The following is a 20,025-nucleotide window of genomic DNA, read 5'->3' as shown; positions in this document are numbered from 1 at the left end:
AAGAGAAAAATCACCAACTGGAAAGAATACAACCAAGCGCTCGTAAACCGAGGTTCGTTGACTTTCTGGATGGATGACGACGCAATCGCCAATTGGTACTGTGATACTCCGTCTGGACGCAGAGGTAGAAGCAATGAGTTCAGCGATTCCGCGATAGAGACTGCCCTTATGCTGAAAGGGATTTTCAACCTGCCACTCCGTGCTCTACAGGGCTTTATTGATTCGCTGTTTAGTCTAATGGATGTAGGTCTGCGTTCACCGAATTACACCAGCATAAGTAAACGAGCACGAACAGTAGAGGTGAACTATCGTCAGCCTCCTAAAGGCTCAGTTGCTCACCTCGTCATTGACGCAACTGGTGTTAAAGTCTTTGGCGAAGGGGAATGGAAGGTTCGCAAGCATGGCCGCGAAGGCCGACGCACATGGCGCAAGGTTCACTTTGCTGTRGATGCAGATAGCCACGATATTGTCTCTGCTGTAGTTTCGCTGGATAGCGTCCATGATAGCGAGGTACTGCCTGCTCTCTTAAATCCTTTGCGCAGGAGAATAGAACAGGTTTCGGCAGATGGTGCCTATGACACTCGTGGCTGCTATGAAGTGATAGGCAAAAAGGGAGCGAAAGCGGTGATTCCTCCACGAAAGAATGCTGCTCTCTGGGACGACGGGCACCCAAGAAACGAAGCTGTTATCGCCCAGCAATCAGACAAACTGGAGCAATGGAAAACGGACAGCTGTTATTACCAGCGTTCGTTGGCTGAGACTGCGATGTATCGTTATAAGCAACTGCTCAGTGGGAAAGTGACATTGAGAAAATACAATGGACAAGTAGGTGAAATATTGGCTAACGTAAAGGCGTTGAACAAACTCACTAGCCTTGGCATGCCTGTTCGTCAGAGACTGAGCTAATAGGCAGCAGCTCAGCGGGTTTCATCGCTCCCAAGGCTGAATTGATCAACAACGCCNTACAATGGACAAGTAGGTGAAATATTGGCTAACGTAAAGGCGTTGAACAAACTCACTAGCCTTGGCATGCCTGTTCGTCAGAGACTGAGCTAATAGGCAGCAGCTCAGCGGGTTTCATCGCTCCCAAGGCTGAATTGATCAACAACGCCCAGATAATATATCAGCAATTACTATTGCGGGGGATGTCGTCTCTACAGGTAACGTTATGGAGCATTGGCGTCACGAGTTCTTTGAACTAATGAAGAATATTACTCCTTATGTCCCTTTAATTACGGTCCCAGGAAACCATGACTACTATGACGGTTCAAACTTAGGGATATACAAGCATTTCTTCGAAAAGCCGACCAATGGTGTTGAAGGGTACGAAGAGACTTGGTATTCGATTGATTTAGGGCGTTTACGCATTATAGGTTTAGACAGCTTCCCCATCTCTCATGATCATTCGAATTTTCAAAGAGACGTCATGAGAACCCAGCGTCAATGGTTGAAAGACAAACTCAATACAACGCAAAATAATGAAGATATAAAGTATGTATTTTCTATGTTCCATCATCCGTGCTTGTCTGAGCTGTGGATCACAGGTGAGAGCTTAGGTTCCTGTGAGTTAGTTGCGGAAACAGAAAACTATTCAAAAGCGACGGGGCATATCTCTGGGCATTTTTTCGGCCATACTCATGCTTATTCCCGTGGGCAGTCGATGGACACCAATCACCTTTGGGTTAATGCATCAACCTCGCAAGGCTATCGAGAGCCGATTCATGACATTCATATGCTATATGATGTACAGGATTACAATACATTTGCGATCAGCAGAAGTGAATTTGGTTTTAATATCCTGACCTTTAATGCCAATGGTAGTGAGAGTGTCAATATGAAGCGATACTCTGCAACGGTGGCAAGTAAAGTCGGTGGTTACGGCTCACTTCAAGATGGATTTGAAATGACAGATGAAGTGACAGTGACGCCAGGCAAGACAGTGCTTCCTGCTCCACAAATTGTCTCACCGAATGGAGAAGTGGACACCAAGGATATCATGCTTGAAATAAGCCATAGTGATCCTGATTCGATTTATGAAGTGCAGTGGCAGCTATCGAAAGACGCTGAGTTTGAAGGCGATGTCTATGACTTATGGGGCAACCATACACGTAAGCACAATGTGATGCCTCAGCCGAAAGAGGGGGAAGACCCGGGTGATGAAGTGGATCCAACGTGGCGTGAAGGGGATCTAGTGGATAGTCAAGAAGGAGTGGACCTTACAAAATTAGATCTGACTAATTTTATTAATAAGTTTTATATCGGTGGTGATGAAGCTTATAAATGGAGTGACCATATTTACACTCTAAAACATGAGATTATGAGCAAAACCGATTCTGATGAAGACACTTTAGTTGAAGCGGGTGATGTTCGTCGTGAAAAAGTGACTCATACCAGCGCATACGATCGATTCTTAGGTCAGGGCAACCAAGCGCCACAGTTCGACATTCAAGATGGTGATAGATGGCACTGGAAAGTACGTGTTCGCAGCGCTGATTTGAACTGGTCTGACTGGAGTGAAGCTGGGACTTTTGAAGTCAACCTTCAGCCTTAACGTATTATTCAATCATACGGTGACATACTCATGAGTATGTCACCGTTACTTAGTTCACGCTGTTCATTTAACAGATAGACGTATCCAGTCAAGCTTCCACTTCGGATTATGAAGAGCAGCTATAATGAGAGATACCACCTGCTGAGAAATACTCTAACGGTCTTAGCTTGTAGTATTTCTCTTCGACCTCTTTGGATTGCTCACCATACGGATCCGCTAATATCTCTTGTAACTCATGGATAAGCGCAAAATTTCCCTGTCTAGCTTGCTCATAAGCGGGGACAATAAGCCATTCGCGCCAAGTGTATTTAGGGTTCACTTGCTTCATGTCACGAGAGATAACCTCGATACCTTTTTCAAGATTGAGTAACTCACTCCATGATGTCAACCACTCATTCCACTCGTTTTCTAACGTCTCATCAGGCTCTGCGTAAAAGCTCTTGGCGATTTCAGAGACTTCTTGTGGAATTTTTGAAAGCTCACGGAAAAATATAGTGTAATCGACATGAGTCTTCATCATCAGAGTCATTAGGGAATGAAACAACTCAGCGTCAAACGTGTCGAGCCCTAATTTGTCTGCCCACATTTGAGTGATGTTGTCTTGCATCAGTGAAGAGAAATCTTGGCGGATCTCATCCAATTGATCGATGAGCTCTGGGGAAGACTCTAACAGAGGTTCTATTGCGCTACAGAAAGATTCAAAGTTTTTTTCCGCAGCTAATGGCTGGTTAAAGAAGGCAAAATGACGACCACCTCCTGTCCATGGTTGGAAGTAGGGCTCAAAGCGTTCGCAAAATCCGAAAGGGCCATAGTCCAAGGTGAAGCCACCTATAGAGCAATTGTCACTATTGAAGTTACCTTGGCAATATCCCACACGTAGCCAGTGAGTGACTAGCAGACCCAGCCTGTCGCGAAATGCCATTGCCAGTTTCAGTACTTTATCCATTAGAGGAAGCGTGGCATCGATCTGATCGTTATACTCTCGCTCGATCATATGTAAAACCATCATCTCCAGCTCTTTTAATGCATTCGGATGAGCTTGGCTTCGTGCTCTTCGTCCAAAGAGTTCAAGTTGGCCAACCCGTAAGAATGAAGGTGCAACACGTGTGGTAATCGCTACAGGGTTCGATACCATGATGTCGGGATCTTGTGAGCGGGAGCCTTCTCGGTACCAAGGGCGATCAACGGTATCAGACTGAGAGACAAATAAGCTTAAAGAGCGAGATGAGGCAATGCCGAGAGCATGCATATGCTCCTGAGCGAGAAACTCTCGGACACTGGATCGCAGCACGGCACGGCCATCTGCACCGCGGCAGTATGGAGTGGGCCCACCACCTTTTAACTGCATTTCCCAGCGTTGGTGGTTGAGCACACCTTCAAACACAGAAATCGCCCGTCCATCACCATAGCCATTGCCTGTTCGAAATGGGCACTGGTCGGTATATTCATTCCCGAAGATCGATAAAGCATAGCCTGTCGCCCAGCCGATATTGCGCATAGGAGCTGGGACACAGCTGACATCGCCAGAAAACAGGCGTTTAAACTCCTCGCTATGGGCAAGAGTATCATCTAATCCCAGTTGTTTAAAAAACGCTTGGCTATGACTAACGTAGACAGGGTCAGTAATGGGAGTTGGTTTTACGGGAACATAATGACCTGAAAAGACCTGCCTTGGAAAATGATCTTCGCCGTTTTCTGTTGCGTCAGGATCGGGAAGAAGCGTATCGAGTAAAGAGTAGTCCGAGGCTTGAGCAAAATGGCTTAGATTATCAATAGCCGCAGGGCAGCCAGTCCTTTCTTGTTGACTCATGGTGTTTATCATCCCGAATGTAGGTGTCATCTACCACAATGATACGTTGGTTAAGACTAAAAGGCATCATTGTGCTGTAAGGGGGAATGTTATTTGAGCTGAGCGGTAACATTTATTGTTTTCAGGGGGGAAGTGGTATACGCACTTGGATACAGGCCGGGTCAGGCTTGGAAACGCTAGTGATAACGCGATATTCAGGCCCATAGTATTAACTAATGAGCCAAATCTATAACTTAAATAGAGGGAGCGTTATCTGGTTAAAATGTCACGTAACCGATCTTGGGCGACTTCTACCAGCAAATCAGGCTGGAATTTAGAAATAAACCGGTCACAGCCTACTTTTTTCACCATTGCTTCATTGAAGCTACCACTTAGCGACGTATTGAGTGTGATGTACAGATCTTTCAATTTCGGATCACTGCGAATCTCGTGAGTCAGCTTATACCCATCCATTTCTGGCATTTCGGCATCCGTGATCATTAGCAGTAATTCACGAGGAACATCTTTACCCTCTTCACTCCACCCTTTAATTAAATGAAGAGCTTCAAGGCCGTCACGACATTCAAGAATATTCAGGCCAAGCTGAGATAAGGTTCCTTTGACTTGAGCTCGAGCGGTGGAGGAGTCGTCAACAATCAGAACATTACGACCGACCATCTGAGCGGCCAATTCTTCGTCCAATACGCCTTCAGAGATGGATACATCGTAGTCGATAATTTCAGCCAACACTTTCTCTACATCAATGATCTCAACAATTTGGTGTTGGTCATTATCTTTGGTGTGAGTGATGGCGGTTAAATAATTCGCACGTCCTGCTGTTTTGGGTGGGGGCTGGATTTCCGTCCAAGCAGTGTTGACGATATTGCGCACCTGACCAACCAAGAAGCCTTGAACGGTACGGTTATACTCAGTAATGATCAGGTTCTGTTCTTGATCTTCTTGTCGAGATGGCGGGAAGCCAATCGCACTTCGTAAATCAATAACAGGAACTGAGACACCGCGTAGAGAAGCGACACCAGTAATGTTGTGATGTGATCCTGGCATTTTAGTGAGAGGTGGGACTTTGATCACCTCGCGAACTTTGAATACGTTGATCGCAAAGAGCTGACGGCTGTTAAGACTGAACAGCAACAATTCCAATCGGTTTTCACCAACAAGATTCGTTCGCTGATCAACGCTATTTAAAACTCCGGACATACGATCTCTCAACTACTTTGTAATATATCAAAAATAGCCTAAAGCCAGGCTAAACAAAAATAAACCCATACAACTTGAAGGTTATATGGGTTTACATAAAAGATAAAGCTTCTTAGCTAGGAGCTTAGCCTTCTATCACTTTCATCAATAATAAACCGTCATAAAGTGCCTGCTTTATCAAGGCTGCACCGGGCATGGTTGCCTGTTTATAGAAACGAGATTCGACCACTTCAAGGTCCTGATGATACACAGGTAAGCTTTGTTCCTTGATGCAATTTTGAATGGCTGGGTAAAGGACCGCTTTCGCCTGGTTGATGGCTCCACCAATGAGGATTTTTTCAGGGTTAAACAAGTTAATGACAATGGCGATAGCAGAGCCTAAGTAACGGCCTAGTTTTTCAACTGCATCGACTGCAAGAGAGTCACCGTTGGCGGCGGCTTCACAAATGTCTTCAACGGTCAGTTCCTCGATTTCCGTTAAAATTGATGCTTCGCCGTTGGCTAATCGCTCTGATACCTCACTCCGGATAGCCTGAGAACTTGCGACCGTTTCCAGACAGCCACGATTACCACAATGACAAAGTTTACCATTCGGGTCGATTTGAATATGACCAAGTTCACCAATGTTACCGTGACGCCCTTGAAGTACACGGCCATCAAGGACAATACCAGCACCAAGACCATGGTGGATAGAAATCAGTACCGAGTTTTCGTTTTCCTGAGAATGACCAAACAGTTTCTCCGCCAATGCCCAAGCGCGAGTGTCATTGGCAATGAAAACAGGTAATCCCGTTGCTTTGTAAATTTCGGGGCCGAGAGAAAGGTTCTCAACATTATAATGTGGCATCTGTAAGACAATGCCTTTTTCTGAATTGACCAAGCCAGGTAAGGTGAGTGCAATACTGGTGACACGATCTAGTTGCTCAGAATAAGTCTGGAAAAACTCTTCTATTTCATGGAGTAAGCGAGCTAAGACGTCATCTTGATCAATTTCATGAATGTCGATTTTAGTGTCAATCAGAACATCACCACCCAACTCGTGCAATGCGATTGTCAAATAGCCGCGCCCAAGGCGCATCGAGAGAAACTGCCAACCCTCATTATTCACCTGTAAGCCAACAGCTGGGCGTCCACGGCTGGTTGCTTCCTGAACGGTGGTTTCATGGATAAGGTGAGCATCAATCAGCTCTCGAGTAATTTTGGTAATACTTGCAGGGGCAAGCTCACTCTCTTTTGACAAGTCAATCCGAGAAATAGGGCCTTTCTGATCAATGAGTTTATATACACGGCCAGCATTGACCTGCTTGATATGATCAATATGACCTGGTTGAGCCATGTACATAGGGTGCTCCGAATATCAACAACTGAGCAATTTTTTTACTTTGCGAAGTAATTGTGAAGAGCTTTGATAGATTGCCGTGACAAGCATCACGGATAAACATGATTCTTTGGGCGTTCAATCAAATTGCAAAACAGATATCACATTTAACTCTGCATTTTTTTGCATTAATAAATATGTCTTTCTAGCGAGATAAATTACCCCTAAATCTCTCATAAGTCAGTATTTTGCATATACTCAATTAGGGTCTCTATTTTTTCATTAATGACTTACGGATCCACGGTTTGATCAAGGAAATCATCATGACAGCTATACAAAGAAGAACAAAAATCGTCACTACGTTAGGTCCATCGACGGACAAAGAAGGGATTCTCGAAGCGATCATTCAGGCTGGCGCCAATGTTGTCAGAATGAATTTCTCACACGGTACTGCAGATGATCATATTCAGCGCGCCACCCGAGTACGTAATATCGCAGCTCAACTGGGGACTCATGTCGCTATTCTGGGCGATCTTCAAGGGCCCAAAATTCGGGTATCAACATTCAAAGACAATAAGATTCATTTGACTGTTGGTGATACCTTTATCCTCGATAGCGATCTCGCACAGGGGCAAGGTGATCAAAATGCGGTGGGGCTTGATTATAAGGAGCTGCCACAAGATGTCTCAACAGGTGATATCTTACTTCTGGACGATGGTCGTGTGCAGCTACAAGTGACCAAGGTATCAGGTAATCAAGTCATTACGAAAGTCCTTATTGGTGGTTCACTTTCCAACAATAAAGGGATCAACAAGAAAGGGGGGGGCTTGTCAGCGGATGCCCTAACTGAAAAGGATAAAAATGACATCAAGATTGCTGCGCAAATTAAAGTGGATTACCTAGCCGTTTCATTTCCTCGCAATGGTGAAGATATGAAATACGCTCGCCGCTTGGCAAGAGATGCGGGGCTAGAAGCGAAACTCGTCGCGAAAGTAGAACGTGCAGAAACGGTTGAAAGCGAAGAGAACATCGACGATATCATATTGGCATCAGACGCTGTCATGGTTGCACGTGGTGACTTAGGGGTAGAAATTGGTGATCCAGAACTCATCGGTGTCCAAAAACAATTGATTCGCCGCGCGAGAAGTCTCAACCGTACCGTTATTACTGCCACTCAAATGATGGAGTCGATGATCGAAAACCCTATGCCTACTCGTGCAGAAGTCATGGATGTGGCGAATGCGGTTTTGGATGGTACTGATGCAGTAATGTTGTCTGGTGAGACGGCTGCAGGGAAATATCCACTCGAAACTGTGCGTTCAATGGCTGAAGTATGTTTGGGCGCTGAGAAAATGTCGGCAATTAACCGCTCTAGCTACCGTATGGACTCCGTATTTAAAGGGAGTGAAGAAACTATTGCGATGTCGACCATGTTTGCTGCAAACCACATGGAAGGCATCAAAGGTATTGTGACTCTGACGGAGTCAGGCCGGACGGCACTGATGATGTCTCGGCTCAGTTCAGGCTTGCCAATCTTTGCTCTATCACGCAATGAAAGTACCTTGAATCACACTGCACTGTATCGCGGGGTCACGCCTGTTTACTTTGACTCCAAAGGCGATTCAGGTTTACCCATGGCCGTATCAGCAGTCGGCTGTTTGAAAGCAAAAGGTCTGCTGCACGATGGTGATCTAGTGATCATCACTCAAGGGGATGTCATGGATGTGGTTGGTTCGACTAACTGCATGCGAATACTTTCTGTCTAAAATTGCAGACAGAGTGAATTGATGGGATAAAAAACGCCTTGTGGAAACACAAGGCGTTTTTGTATTAGAGAATGATTATCTACTTCTTCGGCTGAGCATCAATACACTGACCACGCACGTCTTTGCTTTCGTTCGACATCAGGTGAAGATAAAGCGGCATGATATCCAGTGGCGTTTTCAGCAACTCAGCGTCTTCTGCTGGGTAAGCCTTCGCGCGCATGGAAGTGCGTGTACCGCCTGGATTAATCGCATTGACACGAATGTGTGTATCGCTCAACTCATCTGCTAGAATCTGCATCATGCCTTCCGTTGCGAACTTAGATATCGCGTAAGTGCCCCAAAAAGCGCGCCCAGCATGGCCTACCGTGGATGAAGTGAATATGACACTCGCATCTTGTGACTTGTGTAGCAGGGGCAAAATCGCCTGAGTCATTAGGAATTGTGCTTTAACATTAACCTGCATGATATCGTCATATGTGTCTTCGCCAATCTGATCAAATGGGCTCAGTACACCCAGTTGACTGGCGTTGTGTAACACACCATCAAGCCGACCAAATTGACTACCAATGGTATCGGCCATATCAAGATAGTTTTGCTTGCTTGCGCCTTTCATATCCAGAGGAATGATCGCCGGTTGAGGGTAGCCAGCAGCTTCAATTTCATCGTAGGTTTGCTCAAGCTTCTTCACTGTACGACCTAACAAAATGACCGTAGCACCGTGCTGAGCGTAAGAAAGAGCGGCTTGCTTACCGATGCCGTCACCGGCACCAGTGACGAGAATGACTTTGTCTTTTAAAGCATCTGAGGAAACGGAATAATCCACGACATGCATCCTTATTGTAATGTTCTGCTTTATGAATCCGTAAGATGGTGGTTACAATACACTAATTCGCATATTAGGGGATATAACATTGGAATTTTTGTTGGACTACGGGCTGTTTTTAGCCAAGATTGTGACTGTTGTAGTCGCAGTGAGTGCGATTCTTATTATTGCCAAAGCCGTAGGTGGAAAAAGTGGTGCTGCAAAGGGTGAGTTGGAGATCACCAACTTAACGGATCAGCATAAAAACACTGTTGAGCAGCTTGAGCATCACCTGCATGATTCAGCGTTTATTAAAGCGCGTGATAAAGCTGAGAAGAAGCAAGAAAAAGAAAAAACCAAGACACGTGAGAAAGAAATCAAGCAAGCCTCAAAAGACGGTGATTTGGACAGCAAGCGTGAGCCTCACCTATTTGTTCTGGATTTCAAAGGCAGCATTGACGCCAAAGAAGTCGCGTCACTACGTGAAGAAGTGACTGCAATTCTCGCAGTAGCTCGTGAAGGGGATGAAGTACTACTGCGCCTAGAGTCTGGTGGCGGTATGGTGCATGGCTACGGTTTGGCATCGTCTCAACTTGATCGTATTAAGGCGTCTAAGCTGCCACTGACGATTGCGGTAGATAAAGTGGCTGCCAGTGGCGGTTACATGATGGCATGTATTGCTGACAAGATTGTTTCAGCACCATTTGCAATCGTAGGCTCCATCGGTGTGATTGCCCAGCTACCTAACTTCAATAAAGTGCTCAAAAAGTACGATATCGAGTATGAACAGCTCACAGCGGGTGAATACAAGCGTACCTTGACCATGTTTGGCGAGAACACCGATAAAGCGCGTGATAAGTTCAAACAAGAGCTCGAAGAAACACATGGCCTGTTTAAAGACTTTATTCGTGAGCGTCGTCCTGAACTTGAACTTGATAAAGTGGCCACTGGTGAACACTGGTTTGGCACTCAGGCGCATTCACTGGGCCTGGTTGATGAAATCAAAACCTCTGATGATCTGGTTGTGGAAGCGTGCAAAGATAAAACAGTCTTAGCGATTCACTACGTAGAGAAGAAAAAGCTGACATCTAAGCTGGCAGGTCTGGCGGGTGAAGCGGCTGATAACGTACTGATGAAGCTGATTGATCGTGGTCAGCGTCCTATCGTGTAAGCTGACTTCTTTTGTTTAGTTAAATGAAAAGCCCCTCAACTGAGGGGCTTTGTGTATTTGGTTACTGTGCTTTAGGTTGCGAATGGTTTGGCTTGCGGTTCGCTGGTCTACGACGTTTCTGTCCATTATTGCCAGCATTGTTAGAGGCTTTGCTAGTACCAGAGCTGCCATCCTGACGTTTACCACCATTATTACTCTTGGAGCCATCACCATTGGGTTTGTTATGGCCAAAATGACGCTTGTTTTTCCCCGCAGGCTTATGGCCACGAGCATTGTCACCTGAGCGCTGACCATCGGCATGGTCGACTTTTGGCTTCTTAGGCTTTTTCGGTTTCTTAGGTTTGATTGGGCGAGTGTCCAACTTAGATTCCGGCAGCACATTGACGGGCTTATAACCTTCCAGCTCCAAACGAGGTAATACTTGCTGGATGAGTCGTTCAATACCAAATAGTTCACTGGCTTCTGCAGCTTCAACTAAAGAGATCGCTTTGCCGACTTCACCCGCGCGGCCAGTACGGCCAATTCTGTGGACGTAGTCTTCTGCTACGTGAGGCAGTTCGAAGTTGACGACCTGAGGCAGTTGAGGAATGTCGATACCACGTGCGGCAATATCTGTAGCAACTAATACGCGCACTTCTCCGGATTTAAAATCAGCCAGTGCCTTGGTGCGCGCACCTTGGCTTTTGTTACCGTGAATAGGTGCCGCCGTAATACCTTGATCATTAAGGTAATGAGAAAGTCGGTTAGCTCCGTGTTTGGTACGGCTGAAGACCAGAACTTGTCTCCAATCACCATCTTTGATGAGCTTCACCAGCATTGGTGCTTTTTTACGCTTATCCGCTGGGTAGATAGATTGTTCAATGGTAACCGCAGTGGAGTTCTCAGGGTTAACAGAGACTTCGACCGGATCATTGACTAGACCTTTGGCTAGTTCGCGAATCTCAGCAGAAAAAGTTGCAGAGAACAGTAGGTTTTGGCGCTTCTCTGGAAGCAGTGCGAGAATTTTACGGATATCGCGAATAAAGCCCATATCCAACATGCGATCTGCTTCATCCAGCACTAAAACTTCCAGCTGGGAGAAGTTAATTGCATTCTGTTGGTATAAATCGAGCAATCGACCCGGAGTTGCGACAAGCACGTCTGTGCCTTTACGCAGCTTCATCATTTGTGGATTAATTTTGACGCCGCCGAATACTACATTCGACGTCAGACGTTGATAGCGACTGTACTTAAATACGTTTTCCTGAACCTGAGCTGCCAATTCACGGGTCGGTGTCAGCACCAGTGCTCTCACATGGTTGCCTTTGACTCGGGTGCCATTATCTAATCGTTCTAGAATCGGTAATGTGAAGCCTGCGGTTTTACCCGTACCTGTCTGAGCCGCTGCCATGACATCTTTACCTGCTAACACTGCAGGAATGGCTTGCTCCTGAATTGGAGATGGTTTGTCATAACCCTGATCATCGATGGCTTTGAGGAGCGGGGCAGAAAGGCCTAAAGCGGTAAAACCCATAAATTGTTCTCTGTTTAAGGTGAGATAAGTGCTCTGGCGGCAATCGACCACCAGCAAAAGGGCGCCATTCTGAGCCCTTTGGTCAGGAACATCAATAGAAATTATCGCTGAGAGCGGTTAAGTCTTGTCTGAAAGTTTAGCTTAGTCGTGACAAAAGCAAGCGCAAGACCTGCCAATGCGCCAAACAGATGAGACTCCACGGCTACACGGGCATCGATTAACTCGCTGGTCGATTGCGAGGCGCCCATGGTCATTTCCCAGCCCACTTTAGCTAATACGCCAATGACAAGTAACCAGCTACCTTTACGACCTTGTAAGGATTCCTGAAGCGCATAATAGGCAAAGATGCCATGCAGCACACCAGAAAGACCAACATAGCTAGTCATGCTTGTTGTCAGGTTGAGTACACCCACGGATAAGCTAATCACGAACAATACACAGAGCAGAGAAGTCGCTCTTGGCTTAAACAGGTAAGTGATAACCCACAAGCCAGCCAGATTCATGCCTAAATGAGCAAAGTTGGTGTGGGTGAAATTTCCTGTTAGGATTCGCCACCACTGGCCTTCAGAAATAAGTTGATGATGCCAGTATGTCAGGCTGGCTAAAGGCTCGAACTGCACGCCTAGGCAGACTAAGCTGATAGCAATTAACAGAAGAAGTAAACGCACACTATGTCCCGATATTGTTTTCAATGTGGTAAGTCACTCAAAGCTTGTATTTGTGAGTGGATACAAAGCCTAACATCGAATGTTGAGTTGGTCATCTTACAGCATCCGACAGAAACAAACAGGCCCACGGGCACAGCGCGTATTCTCAAGCTCTCACTTGAAAATAGTTACCTGTTTGAGGGTGAAAATTTTACTCAGCATAATGAGCTGAATCAGCTGTTGGCTGAGGAAAGCTATCAACATTTTGTGCTTTATCCAGGAGAAGTGTCTGTCAGTCATGACGAGGTGGCTAAAGCCGTCTTCAGTGAAGAAAAAGTACGGATTATTTTGCTCGATGGCACGTGGAAAAAAGCGTACAAAATGTGGCAATTGTCTGAGAATTTACAGGCATTACCTTTAGTACATTTACCGGAGAACCTACAGGGGAATTACCGTATTCGCAAAGCGCCAAGTGACAATAGTTTATCTACAGTAGAGGCTGGCTACCATATCCTGACTTTGCTACAACCAGAGCAAGACTTCACCCCATTACTTGATACGTTCAATCACATGATTGACTTTCAAATCAAGCAGATGCCGCCCGGTGTGTTTGAAAAAAATTACCGGTAATAAACGCAAACTCGCCATTTGAGGTCTAAAATTATTTTCAAGCGCAGCGTTGTACAGTGAATCTTTGTCAGAATATGATAACGCGCAATCGTTTAGTTATGACTATTACGTCATAACCGATGCTTCGTATAATCCCACTGATAGGGTGTGGGAGTCTCTACCTGAAACCGCAAATTTCAGATTACGAAGAGTGAAGTGCATTGCGCTTTTCTCTTTGTATGCCTGATTATCTTCACAAGAGAAAAGCGTTTGTTGAATACCAATCGAATTGAATGGGGAGACAAGCGTGAACCAAACAGAATTTATTCGTCAGTTACCAAAAGTTGAGTTGCATCTGCATATTGAAGGTTCACTTGAGCCTGAGATGATGTTTGAACTCGCATTACGCAATCAAATCGCGCTGCCATTTACCACGCCTGAAGAGGTCAAAGCCGCGTATGAGTTTACTAACCTGCAGTCATTCCTTGATATCTACTATCAAGGTGCCAACGTGTTGATTCATGAACAGGATTTTTACGATTTAACTTGGGCTTATTTGTTGCGCTGTCAGGCTGACAATGTCATTCATACCGAGATCTTCTTCGACCCACAAACTCATACTGAGCGTGGTATTGCGTTTGACACCGTGATCAACGGTATTCACCGCGCTCTGCAAGATGCGAAGACGCAATTGGGTATCAGTAGTCGAGTCATCATGTGTTTTTTACGTCATCTGGATGAAGATAGTGCCTTTGTCACCTTTGAACAAGCATTGGCACACAAAGATAAAATCATTGGTGTGGGTCTGGATTCATCGGAAGTGGGTCACCCACCAGAGAAGTTTGCTCGTGTTTTTGCCAAAGCACTCGAGGCTGGTTTTCTCACGGTCGCACACGCAGGAGAGGAGGGGCCTGTTGCCAATATTTACAACAGCCTTGAATTACTGAAAGTGTCGCGCATTGACCATGGCGTACGCTGCGCTGATGATCCCAATTTGGTGGTGTCACTGGCTCAGTCGCGTATGCCGCTGACGGTTTGCCCACTGTCCAACATTAAGCTCAAAGTATTTGAGGAGATGAAGCAACACAATGTTGTCGATTTATTGAGGCAAGGGCTGTGTGTGACGATCAGCTCAGATGACCCGGCCTATTTTGGTGGCTATATGACCGACAACTTTCTTGCAGTTGCAGACAGCCATATGTTGACGCAAGAAGAGTTGGTGCAATTTAGTCGTAATGCGATTGAAGCGAGCTTTATCAGTGACAGTGAAAAGCAACGGTTAACAAGCCGACTCGATGAATTTGTTGATAGGTGTTAAAAGCAAGCGGAGCATAAGCTCCGCTTTATGTTAATGAGATGAGAACAGCTGCTGGTGCAGTCTCTGAGCATGGCCGTCAGTCATCGATGAAATATAGTCCGCAATCACACGATAGCCTTCACTTTCACAGCTCATTTGTTGCCATTGATGGCGAATCGGCGTTGGCAGTAATCGCTCAGGATCGGCACTCAGGGCTTCAAAGATATCCATAATGATCTGTTGCCCCTTGTACTCGACAACTTGAACATGAGGCACCTGAATCACATACTTACTGACAAAGCGCTTAAGTATCTCGAGTGCTTGTGCCATTTCAGGTTCTAAATAAGCATTAAATGCCAGCAGTTCACTTTCGAAAGGCGCGTCAACAGGCTTTATGGAAATACTGGTGAGTAATGCGTTCACCATACCACCAATGGCGTCTTTACGCTGGTGGTGAGTACCGGAAAATAGCATCTCTGTAATGGAGTCGATATGGGCTTCAAGCCAAGGCTCACCACTCTCCGAAAGCAAACTCGCCGCGCCTTCTATCCACTGGTGTCTTGTCACCATGCCAAGCACGACTGCATCTTCAAGATCATGCACACCATAGGCAATGTCATCAGCCAGTTCCATGATGGAGCAATCAATGGATTTAAAGCGAGTTTTCTTGTGTTGATGCGGCATTACGTTTTCATCACGCATTTGGCTGAACCGTTGCTTATCGGTTTCACTCAGCGGGGCAAGTACCCAGTCAAAGAGAGACTGGTCACAGTCATATAACCCCTTGGCGGGTGACCATTCCTTTGCTTTGAGTTGGCGCTGATGAGAGACGCTGTCTGGAGCGACATCTGCGTGAGTTTGACTGATAAGAGCGGGGTATTTGATCAAACCAAGTAATGTCCGCCGCACGAGGTTCATGCCAAAATTCTCAGTATAAGGCTCGAGCTTGGTGACAATGCGGAATGTTTGCGCATTGCCTTCAAAGCCGCCGTGCTCTCGCATCATATAGTTCAGGGCGACTTCGCCGCCATGCCCATATGGTGGGTGACCGATGTCGTGGGCTAAGCAAAGTGAGTCAATTAAGCTATCACTCGGCAAAAGGTCGCGAAATTTTGGCTGTTTCTTCTTTATCTGCGCAACGATTCCCGTTCCTAACTGGGCGGCTTCGAGAGAGTGAGTAAGCCGAGTGCGGTGAAAATCGTCGAAACTGTTGCCATGAACCTGAGTTTTTGCCTGCAAACGTCTAAACGCTGCCGAATGAAGAATTCTCGCTCGGTCGCGTTGATAAGGACTTCGGTGATCGTCGCGACGGATCTTATGTTCGTCATCGTGGCGCTCATCCCATAAGGAGCTGATTTTGAACGTCATAATATGACCTTTGCTCTTATAACTTTACCAACCATTCTTTATTACCTAGCTAATCTCGTCCAGAGATAATTCAAAGCTTGGAGCGAATGTCGTGAGGAAGTAGTCCATTTCTGGGGTTCGTCTTTCCTGTAAAGTGACATCAAGGCGCTTCTTCGCCAGTGCATATTCGTGATTACCAGCGCTGAGCTCTTCAAGGCATTTCAGGTAGGCACAGATAGTGTCGGCCTGCTTGACGATGATTTCGTCGTCGGGGTAGGCGGCTTGAGAGACCAAGTAAGGGGCAAAATCTTCTTGAAACTCTTCGGGTAACATCGACAGCAGTTTCTTTTCGGCGGCGGCTTCTATCTTCTTATATTCTTTTGCTATTTCTGGGTTGTAATATTTAACTGGGGTGGGAAGATCCTGATTAGTTCGCTTAAGCACCTGATGGACTAAGCTAGTGAATGAGTGAAGAATACTGGTTAAATAATGAGTTAGAACCATATTCGATAAACCAAACCTCGACATAAAGCTACCTATGCAACATTTGTATTCTCGCACACAAATGTTGCACCATTTCTGTATTCTAATGTGGTTTGCAACATTTGTCGTTTCCTCATGTTAAATAGAATACATATATCCAAAAATATAAAAGGTGTAGTAGAGTATTTATATCAATATTGATGCATTCGGCAGATAGTTTCTGTTTGTTCAGGCCGGGCAGTGCTCATGGCTCAACACGAGCGTTGGACAATGAATAATAAAAGGCGCTATGCGCCTTTTATTGATCTTGCAGTTAGCATTGATTTCACTCAACTTGTTCCGCTTTTTGAAGAGCATCTCACAAAGTGGATGATACTGAGGCGTTACCGATTAAGTTCTTCTCTTTTTTCTGAGAACAGTTTTTTTTCTGATCTTTAACGATCGCCCTAGCCGACTTCGCGCTCAAAGGTACGCGGGTTTTGCAGTCTTCATAGAGTTTCACCAACGTTGGAATTTCCTCTTTTTTGTACGTATTTCCTCGCGCAGAGTTTTTTGTCATCTGAAGGGCAATCACTTCATGATCTACTCCCGCTTTGTCCATCGTCGCTACACGGTTAACAACGGCACCAGCTTTAGTTGTAGCTGGCATAACCGCTTCGATACTATCTGTTACAGTATCGGCAGCTTTTTCGATAGCGTTGTTAACTTTGCTTTTTTCACTAGCCATAGAACAGTTTCCTTGTTTTGTTGTATGATTTCAGTAAATTGCCTATTCGAAAACGCCTCTATGCGCTCTCAAATCGACGTAGGAAAGATTACTATCTAGTTGCTTTAAAAAAAGCCGAAAAAATTAATAAGAGGGGGTCGTGTGAAAAAATCAAACAAGGAAAAGCAAGAAATTACGAACAACGACTCTCTTCGTAGGAGACATGCTGGGAACTACAAATCGATTGATAATGGAGAGCGTTACCTTCTTCCGTATGAGGCTTATCTAAGTACTCAACCCCCTGAGTTTTTTGAGCAACTTTCTGACTATGATTTCTTGAAGTCCTCAGTTCCTAGTGTATCGCTAAACTTTTCTGGTTTATTGGATGAACTAAAATGTCTTGATGATCTGGAGTCAGAAAGAGGTTTTTGGAAGAACTTCAATGAGTCCGCACTGAATAGATATCTTAACCCGATCCTTGGTATTGCCAAAGATAGCCAAGGATGGAAAAAAAAGTACCTGAAAATCAGAAAAGAGACTGATACAGATAAGCCTCATCACAACGATATGTTGAGATGTGTTTATTTGCTTGCCTATCTACACAAAGCGAGCCCTAGCTACATTCGTCAGCTGGTGGTCGAGAATGATGTCTGGTCAACAGACCTCCGAGTGTATTACCCGCGAAAAGATTTTGCCTTTAGTGAAGAGTTCTGTGGGTACCTCTCAGAGCTCTATTCAAACATATTGTTCCATCAACCAGATAAAATACGCAGATTAATAAAATGTCTCGATGTGTGTATTGAACAGCTAACTAAGCACGCTAACTCTGAATGGGTAGCTCCGTTCCTGACACATCGTACAAACGACACCGATCCCCCAAGCCTTAAGATTTTGAAGTACAACCAGATTGCATCAATCACACATTTCTCTGCGTTGAATAGTTACTTGCAAGACAAGGTTTCTGGTCCGTTCTCTCCGAACTCCTTTGCTAAGTTGGAAGCAAATGAAAAGGAGTCATCGGGTATTCAAATTGTTGCCACAGCACAACAGTACAAACTGGTGGCTGCTCTGTGTATGAGGATACCATTGCCGAACTCACTACAAAAGGTTCATGGTGAGTGGGTGTCCGAGGGAATGGACCCAATTGCATGTAAAGACATGGATCTATGTATTGAAGCCGTTGCAAATGCTCTTGCTGAAGATGCACTTAACCAGCTAAAGATAGAAAGCGATGGTACCAAAAGCGGGAAACGCGACACGTCTATTCCTGCTGCAATCAAAAAGCTTGCGGAACAGAATCCTCAGACAGTTGAAGAGATTTTGAAGATAGGCTCCCCTGATTTTGCAAGCGTGCCTGAATTGTATTCTTTCTACCTTCGAAAACGAAGTGAGTATGCTATCGCCAAATTACGTAGCTCTGGAGGGGTGAAAAACACAGTGCTCAGTCACATGCCACCAACAACACTGTCAGTAATTAAATCTATGCAGCCGAATCCGAATCTAAAGAAGGTGTTGGACTATATTCGGGGTAATAATTTAGACAAAATTAGCTTTGATATCGAAGAACTAGAGCGCGATCTTATGATTATGCGTTTAAGAGAAGGGGAAGACCCCAAGGTAGGGTTAATCTACCAATTCGTTTCACAATCCCTACCACCACGAATATAAGTAAATTAACTTTAGTCAGAGTGGTATCGGTTCAAACTAGCCCATTTTCTCTGGCGGCTAATAATTTCCCCAACCCTTGGATGCGAAAAATTGTATGTACTGCATTTTAGACTTTGAGGTGCGTTATAGTATTTGTCGGGGTCAATGCACGAAAGGGCTTGAATCTCTGCTTTACTCGTCACTTTCTTCGAGTGATTTTACAAAGTTAAGCACTTGATTTCTTTTATCTTCAGATAATCTCGAGATTGCCGTCGCTAACTCAGCAGACGCCTCATCCTCACAAAAAAAGTAATTTAACGGCACGCCAAGAGCATCAGCCATTTTTCTTAATGTGCTGATATCCGGCGTATGTCGCCCTTTTTCGTAATGGTTCATTCGGCCACTTGCAGAGCTTTCATCCATACCGATCATTATCCCCAAGTTTTTCTGGGTAATTTTGGCATGTTTGCGAGCTTGTTTAAGCCGCATAGGTATCGGGTTGTCTTCCACAGACGATTCATTTCTCTTAAATCCTTCGATAACTTAGATTGTCTAAGTTTTACTTATTTTTGTATACTTAGCAATCCTAAGTTTTCGGTGTTTTGGAGTTGTATGTGAAACGTTCTCAAAAGATAAACGTGTATATTTATAAGTTATTGATAGAAAAAAAGATGGATGGGTTTTCCGTTATCGAGGCCCGAGATGCCGCTCGCTTGTTCTCCGAAAGTCCTAAAGATATCAATGAGCTTCGAAAGATTGTTTATCGACAATTATTAAAGTGTATTGAAAGCGGATGGTTGCGCTGTGAAGGTTCTGGTAGAGAAAAACGATACTTCAAAACGGACGAGTTTAACTCACTCTCTTTTGAGCCTCGGAAGCCTAAATCACGTGTAAGAAAGAGTCGCCCAAGAGTATCTGCTACAAATCAAGATAGTAACTATTACTCTGAATTAACGGTTGAGCGCAACAGATTAAAGGGAGAACTGGAAGTTACTTTGGGTGAGATAGATAAGTACAAAGCATTAAAAGAACAATATCCCGAGCAATTTCAGCTTCTTGAGCGTCTGAACGTTGCTGCTAACGAAAAAGCAGCTTTATTTATGGGCAATATTAATGCAATTACGAATATGTTGAATTCGTTGTCACATGAGAGAGCATAGT

General features: G+C 44.9%; 18 protein-coding genes and 1 riboswitch. Of the genes, 8 read left to right on the top strand and 10 right to left on the bottom strand.

The genetic code is table 11. From position 1 onward, the window contains the following. A partial coding sequence (locus tag L1D31_RS12125) for an IS5 family transposase (RefSeq protein ID WP_239837367.1) occupies positions 1-906 on the top strand: 906 nt, incomplete at its 5' end. Positions 907-1,096: 190 nt separating this feature from the next. Beyond that, on the top strand, positions 1,097-2,551 hold the full coding sequence (locus L1D31_RS12120; RefSeq protein WP_345772838.1) for a metallophosphoesterase: 1,455 nt from the start codon (positions 1,097-1,099) through the stop codon (positions 2,549-2,551). A gap of 106 nt (positions 2,552-2,657) precedes the next feature. Here L1D31_RS12120 and L1D31_RS12115 read toward each other — a convergent pair whose 3' ends face one another. The 3 genes from L1D31_RS12115 to L1D31_RS12105 all read right to left on the bottom strand — a co-directional run bounded on the left by L1D31_RS12115 (position 2,658) and on the right by L1D31_RS12105 (position 6,900). Continuing rightward, complete coding sequence (locus tag L1D31_RS12115) at positions 2,658-4,361, bottom strand: protein adenylyltransferase SelO family protein (protein ID WP_239837365.1); 1,704 nt, start codon at positions 4,359-4,361, stop codon at positions 2,658-2,660. Between the two features lie 249 nt (positions 4,362-4,610). Further along, on the bottom strand, positions 4,611-5,558 hold the full coding sequence (locus L1D31_RS12110) for a chemotaxis protein CheV (protein ID WP_239837364.1): 948 nt from the start codon (positions 5,556-5,558) through the stop codon (positions 4,611-4,613). 124 nt (positions 5,559-5,682) lie between these two features. Next, positions 5,683-6,900, bottom strand: a complete 1,218-nt coding sequence (locus tag L1D31_RS12105; RefSeq protein ID WP_239837363.1) for an ROK family protein — start codon at positions 6,898-6,900, stop codon at positions 5,683-5,685. A 299-nt stretch (positions 6,901-7,199) separates the two neighbouring features. Between L1D31_RS12105 and pyk the strand changes: the two genes are divergently transcribed. Then, complete coding sequence (pyk, locus tag L1D31_RS12100) at positions 7,200-8,642, top strand: pyruvate kinase (RefSeq protein WP_239837362.1); 1,443 nt, start codon at positions 7,200-7,202, stop codon at positions 8,640-8,642. Positions 8,643-8,721: 79 nt separating this feature from the next. Here pyk and L1D31_RS12095 read toward each other — a convergent pair whose 3' ends face one another. Then, entirely contained in the window at positions 8,722-9,465 is a 744-nt protein-coding gene (locus tag L1D31_RS12095) for a YciK family oxidoreductase (RefSeq protein WP_239837361.1), read from the bottom strand. A gap of 88 nt (positions 9,466-9,553) precedes the next feature. On the opposite strand from L1D31_RS12095, the gene sohB reads away from it, so the two are divergent. Next, positions 9,554-10,615, top strand: a complete 1,062-nt coding sequence (gene sohB, locus L1D31_RS12090) for a protease SohB (protein WP_239837360.1) — start codon at positions 9,554-9,556, stop codon at positions 10,613-10,615. 61 nt (positions 10,616-10,676) lie between these two features. Here the strand turns inward: sohB and L1D31_RS12085 are convergent, their stop codons facing one another. After that, the gene (locus L1D31_RS12085; protein ID WP_239837359.1) at positions 10,677-12,128 is read right to left on the bottom strand and encodes a DEAD/DEAH box helicase; all 1,452 of its coding nucleotides are present in this window, start codon (positions 12,126-12,128) and stop codon (positions 10,677-10,679) included. A gap of 101 nt (positions 12,129-12,229) precedes the next feature. Further along, on the bottom strand, positions 12,230-12,796 hold the full coding sequence (gene rrtA / locus L1D31_RS12080) for a rhombosortase (protein WP_239837358.1): 567 nt from the start codon (positions 12,794-12,796) through the stop codon (positions 12,230-12,232). A gap of 3 nt (positions 12,797-12,799) precedes the next feature. Between rrtA and L1D31_RS12075 the strand changes: the two genes are divergently transcribed. Next, positions 12,800-13,405, top strand: a complete 606-nt coding sequence (locus L1D31_RS12075; protein WP_239837357.1) for a DTW domain-containing protein — start codon at positions 12,800-12,802, stop codon at positions 13,403-13,405. 104 nt (positions 13,406-13,509) lie between these two features. Beyond that, positions 13,510-13,609: riboswitch (purine riboswitch) on the top strand. Between the two features lie 82 nt (positions 13,610-13,691). Continuing rightward, entirely contained in the window at positions 13,692-14,702 is a 1,011-nt protein-coding gene (locus tag L1D31_RS12070) for an adenosine deaminase (RefSeq protein WP_239837356.1), read from the top strand. Positions 14,703-14,732: 30 nt separating this feature from the next. Here L1D31_RS12070 and L1D31_RS12065 read toward each other — a convergent pair whose 3' ends face one another. The 3 genes from L1D31_RS12065 to L1D31_RS12055 form a co-directional block, all read right to left on the bottom strand. Beyond that, the gene (locus tag L1D31_RS12065) at positions 14,733-16,049 is read right to left on the bottom strand and encodes an anti-phage deoxyguanosine triphosphatase (RefSeq protein ID WP_239837355.1); all 1,317 of its coding nucleotides are present in this window, start codon (positions 16,047-16,049) and stop codon (positions 14,733-14,735) included. A 45-nt stretch (positions 16,050-16,094) separates the two neighbouring features. Beyond that, positions 16,095-16,532 (bottom strand): 5'-deoxynucleotidase, encoded by a 438-nt coding sequence (yfbR, locus tag L1D31_RS12060; protein ID WP_275666132.1) that lies wholly within the window; start codon positions 16,530-16,532, stop codon positions 16,095-16,097. Positions 16,533-16,869: 337 nt separating this feature from the next. Then, entirely contained in the window at positions 16,870-17,238 is a 369-nt protein-coding gene (locus L1D31_RS12055; RefSeq protein WP_053309093.1) for a hypothetical protein, read from the bottom strand. Positions 17,239-17,379: 141 nt separating this feature from the next. Between L1D31_RS12055 and L1D31_RS12050 the strand changes: the two genes are divergently transcribed. After that, positions 17,380-18,885, top strand: coding sequence for a hypothetical protein (locus L1D31_RS12050; protein WP_239837354.1), 1,506 nt, complete (start codon positions 17,380-17,382; stop codon positions 18,883-18,885). A 171-nt stretch (positions 18,886-19,056) separates the two neighbouring features. Here the strand turns inward: L1D31_RS12050 and L1D31_RS12045 are convergent, their stop codons facing one another. Beyond that, positions 19,057-19,353, bottom strand: coding sequence for a helix-turn-helix transcriptional regulator (locus L1D31_RS12045; protein ID WP_050923122.1), 297 nt, complete (start codon positions 19,351-19,353; stop codon positions 19,057-19,059). Positions 19,354-19,478: 125 nt separating this feature from the next. Here L1D31_RS12045 and L1D31_RS12040 point away from each other — a divergent pair, with 125 nt between their 5' ends. Then, positions 19,479-20,024 (top strand): hypothetical protein, encoded by a 546-nt coding sequence (locus L1D31_RS12040; RefSeq protein WP_239837353.1) that lies wholly within the window; start codon positions 19,479-19,481, stop codon positions 20,022-20,024. Position 20,025 lies beyond the last annotated feature (1 nt).

This window comes from Vibrio sp. Isolate23 (assembly GCF_022398095.1).
Lineage (GTDB): Bacteria > Pseudomonadota > Gammaproteobacteria > Enterobacterales > Vibrionaceae > Vibrio > Vibrio coralliilyticus_A.
This window is presented reverse-complemented; position numbering and strand designations above follow the sequence as displayed.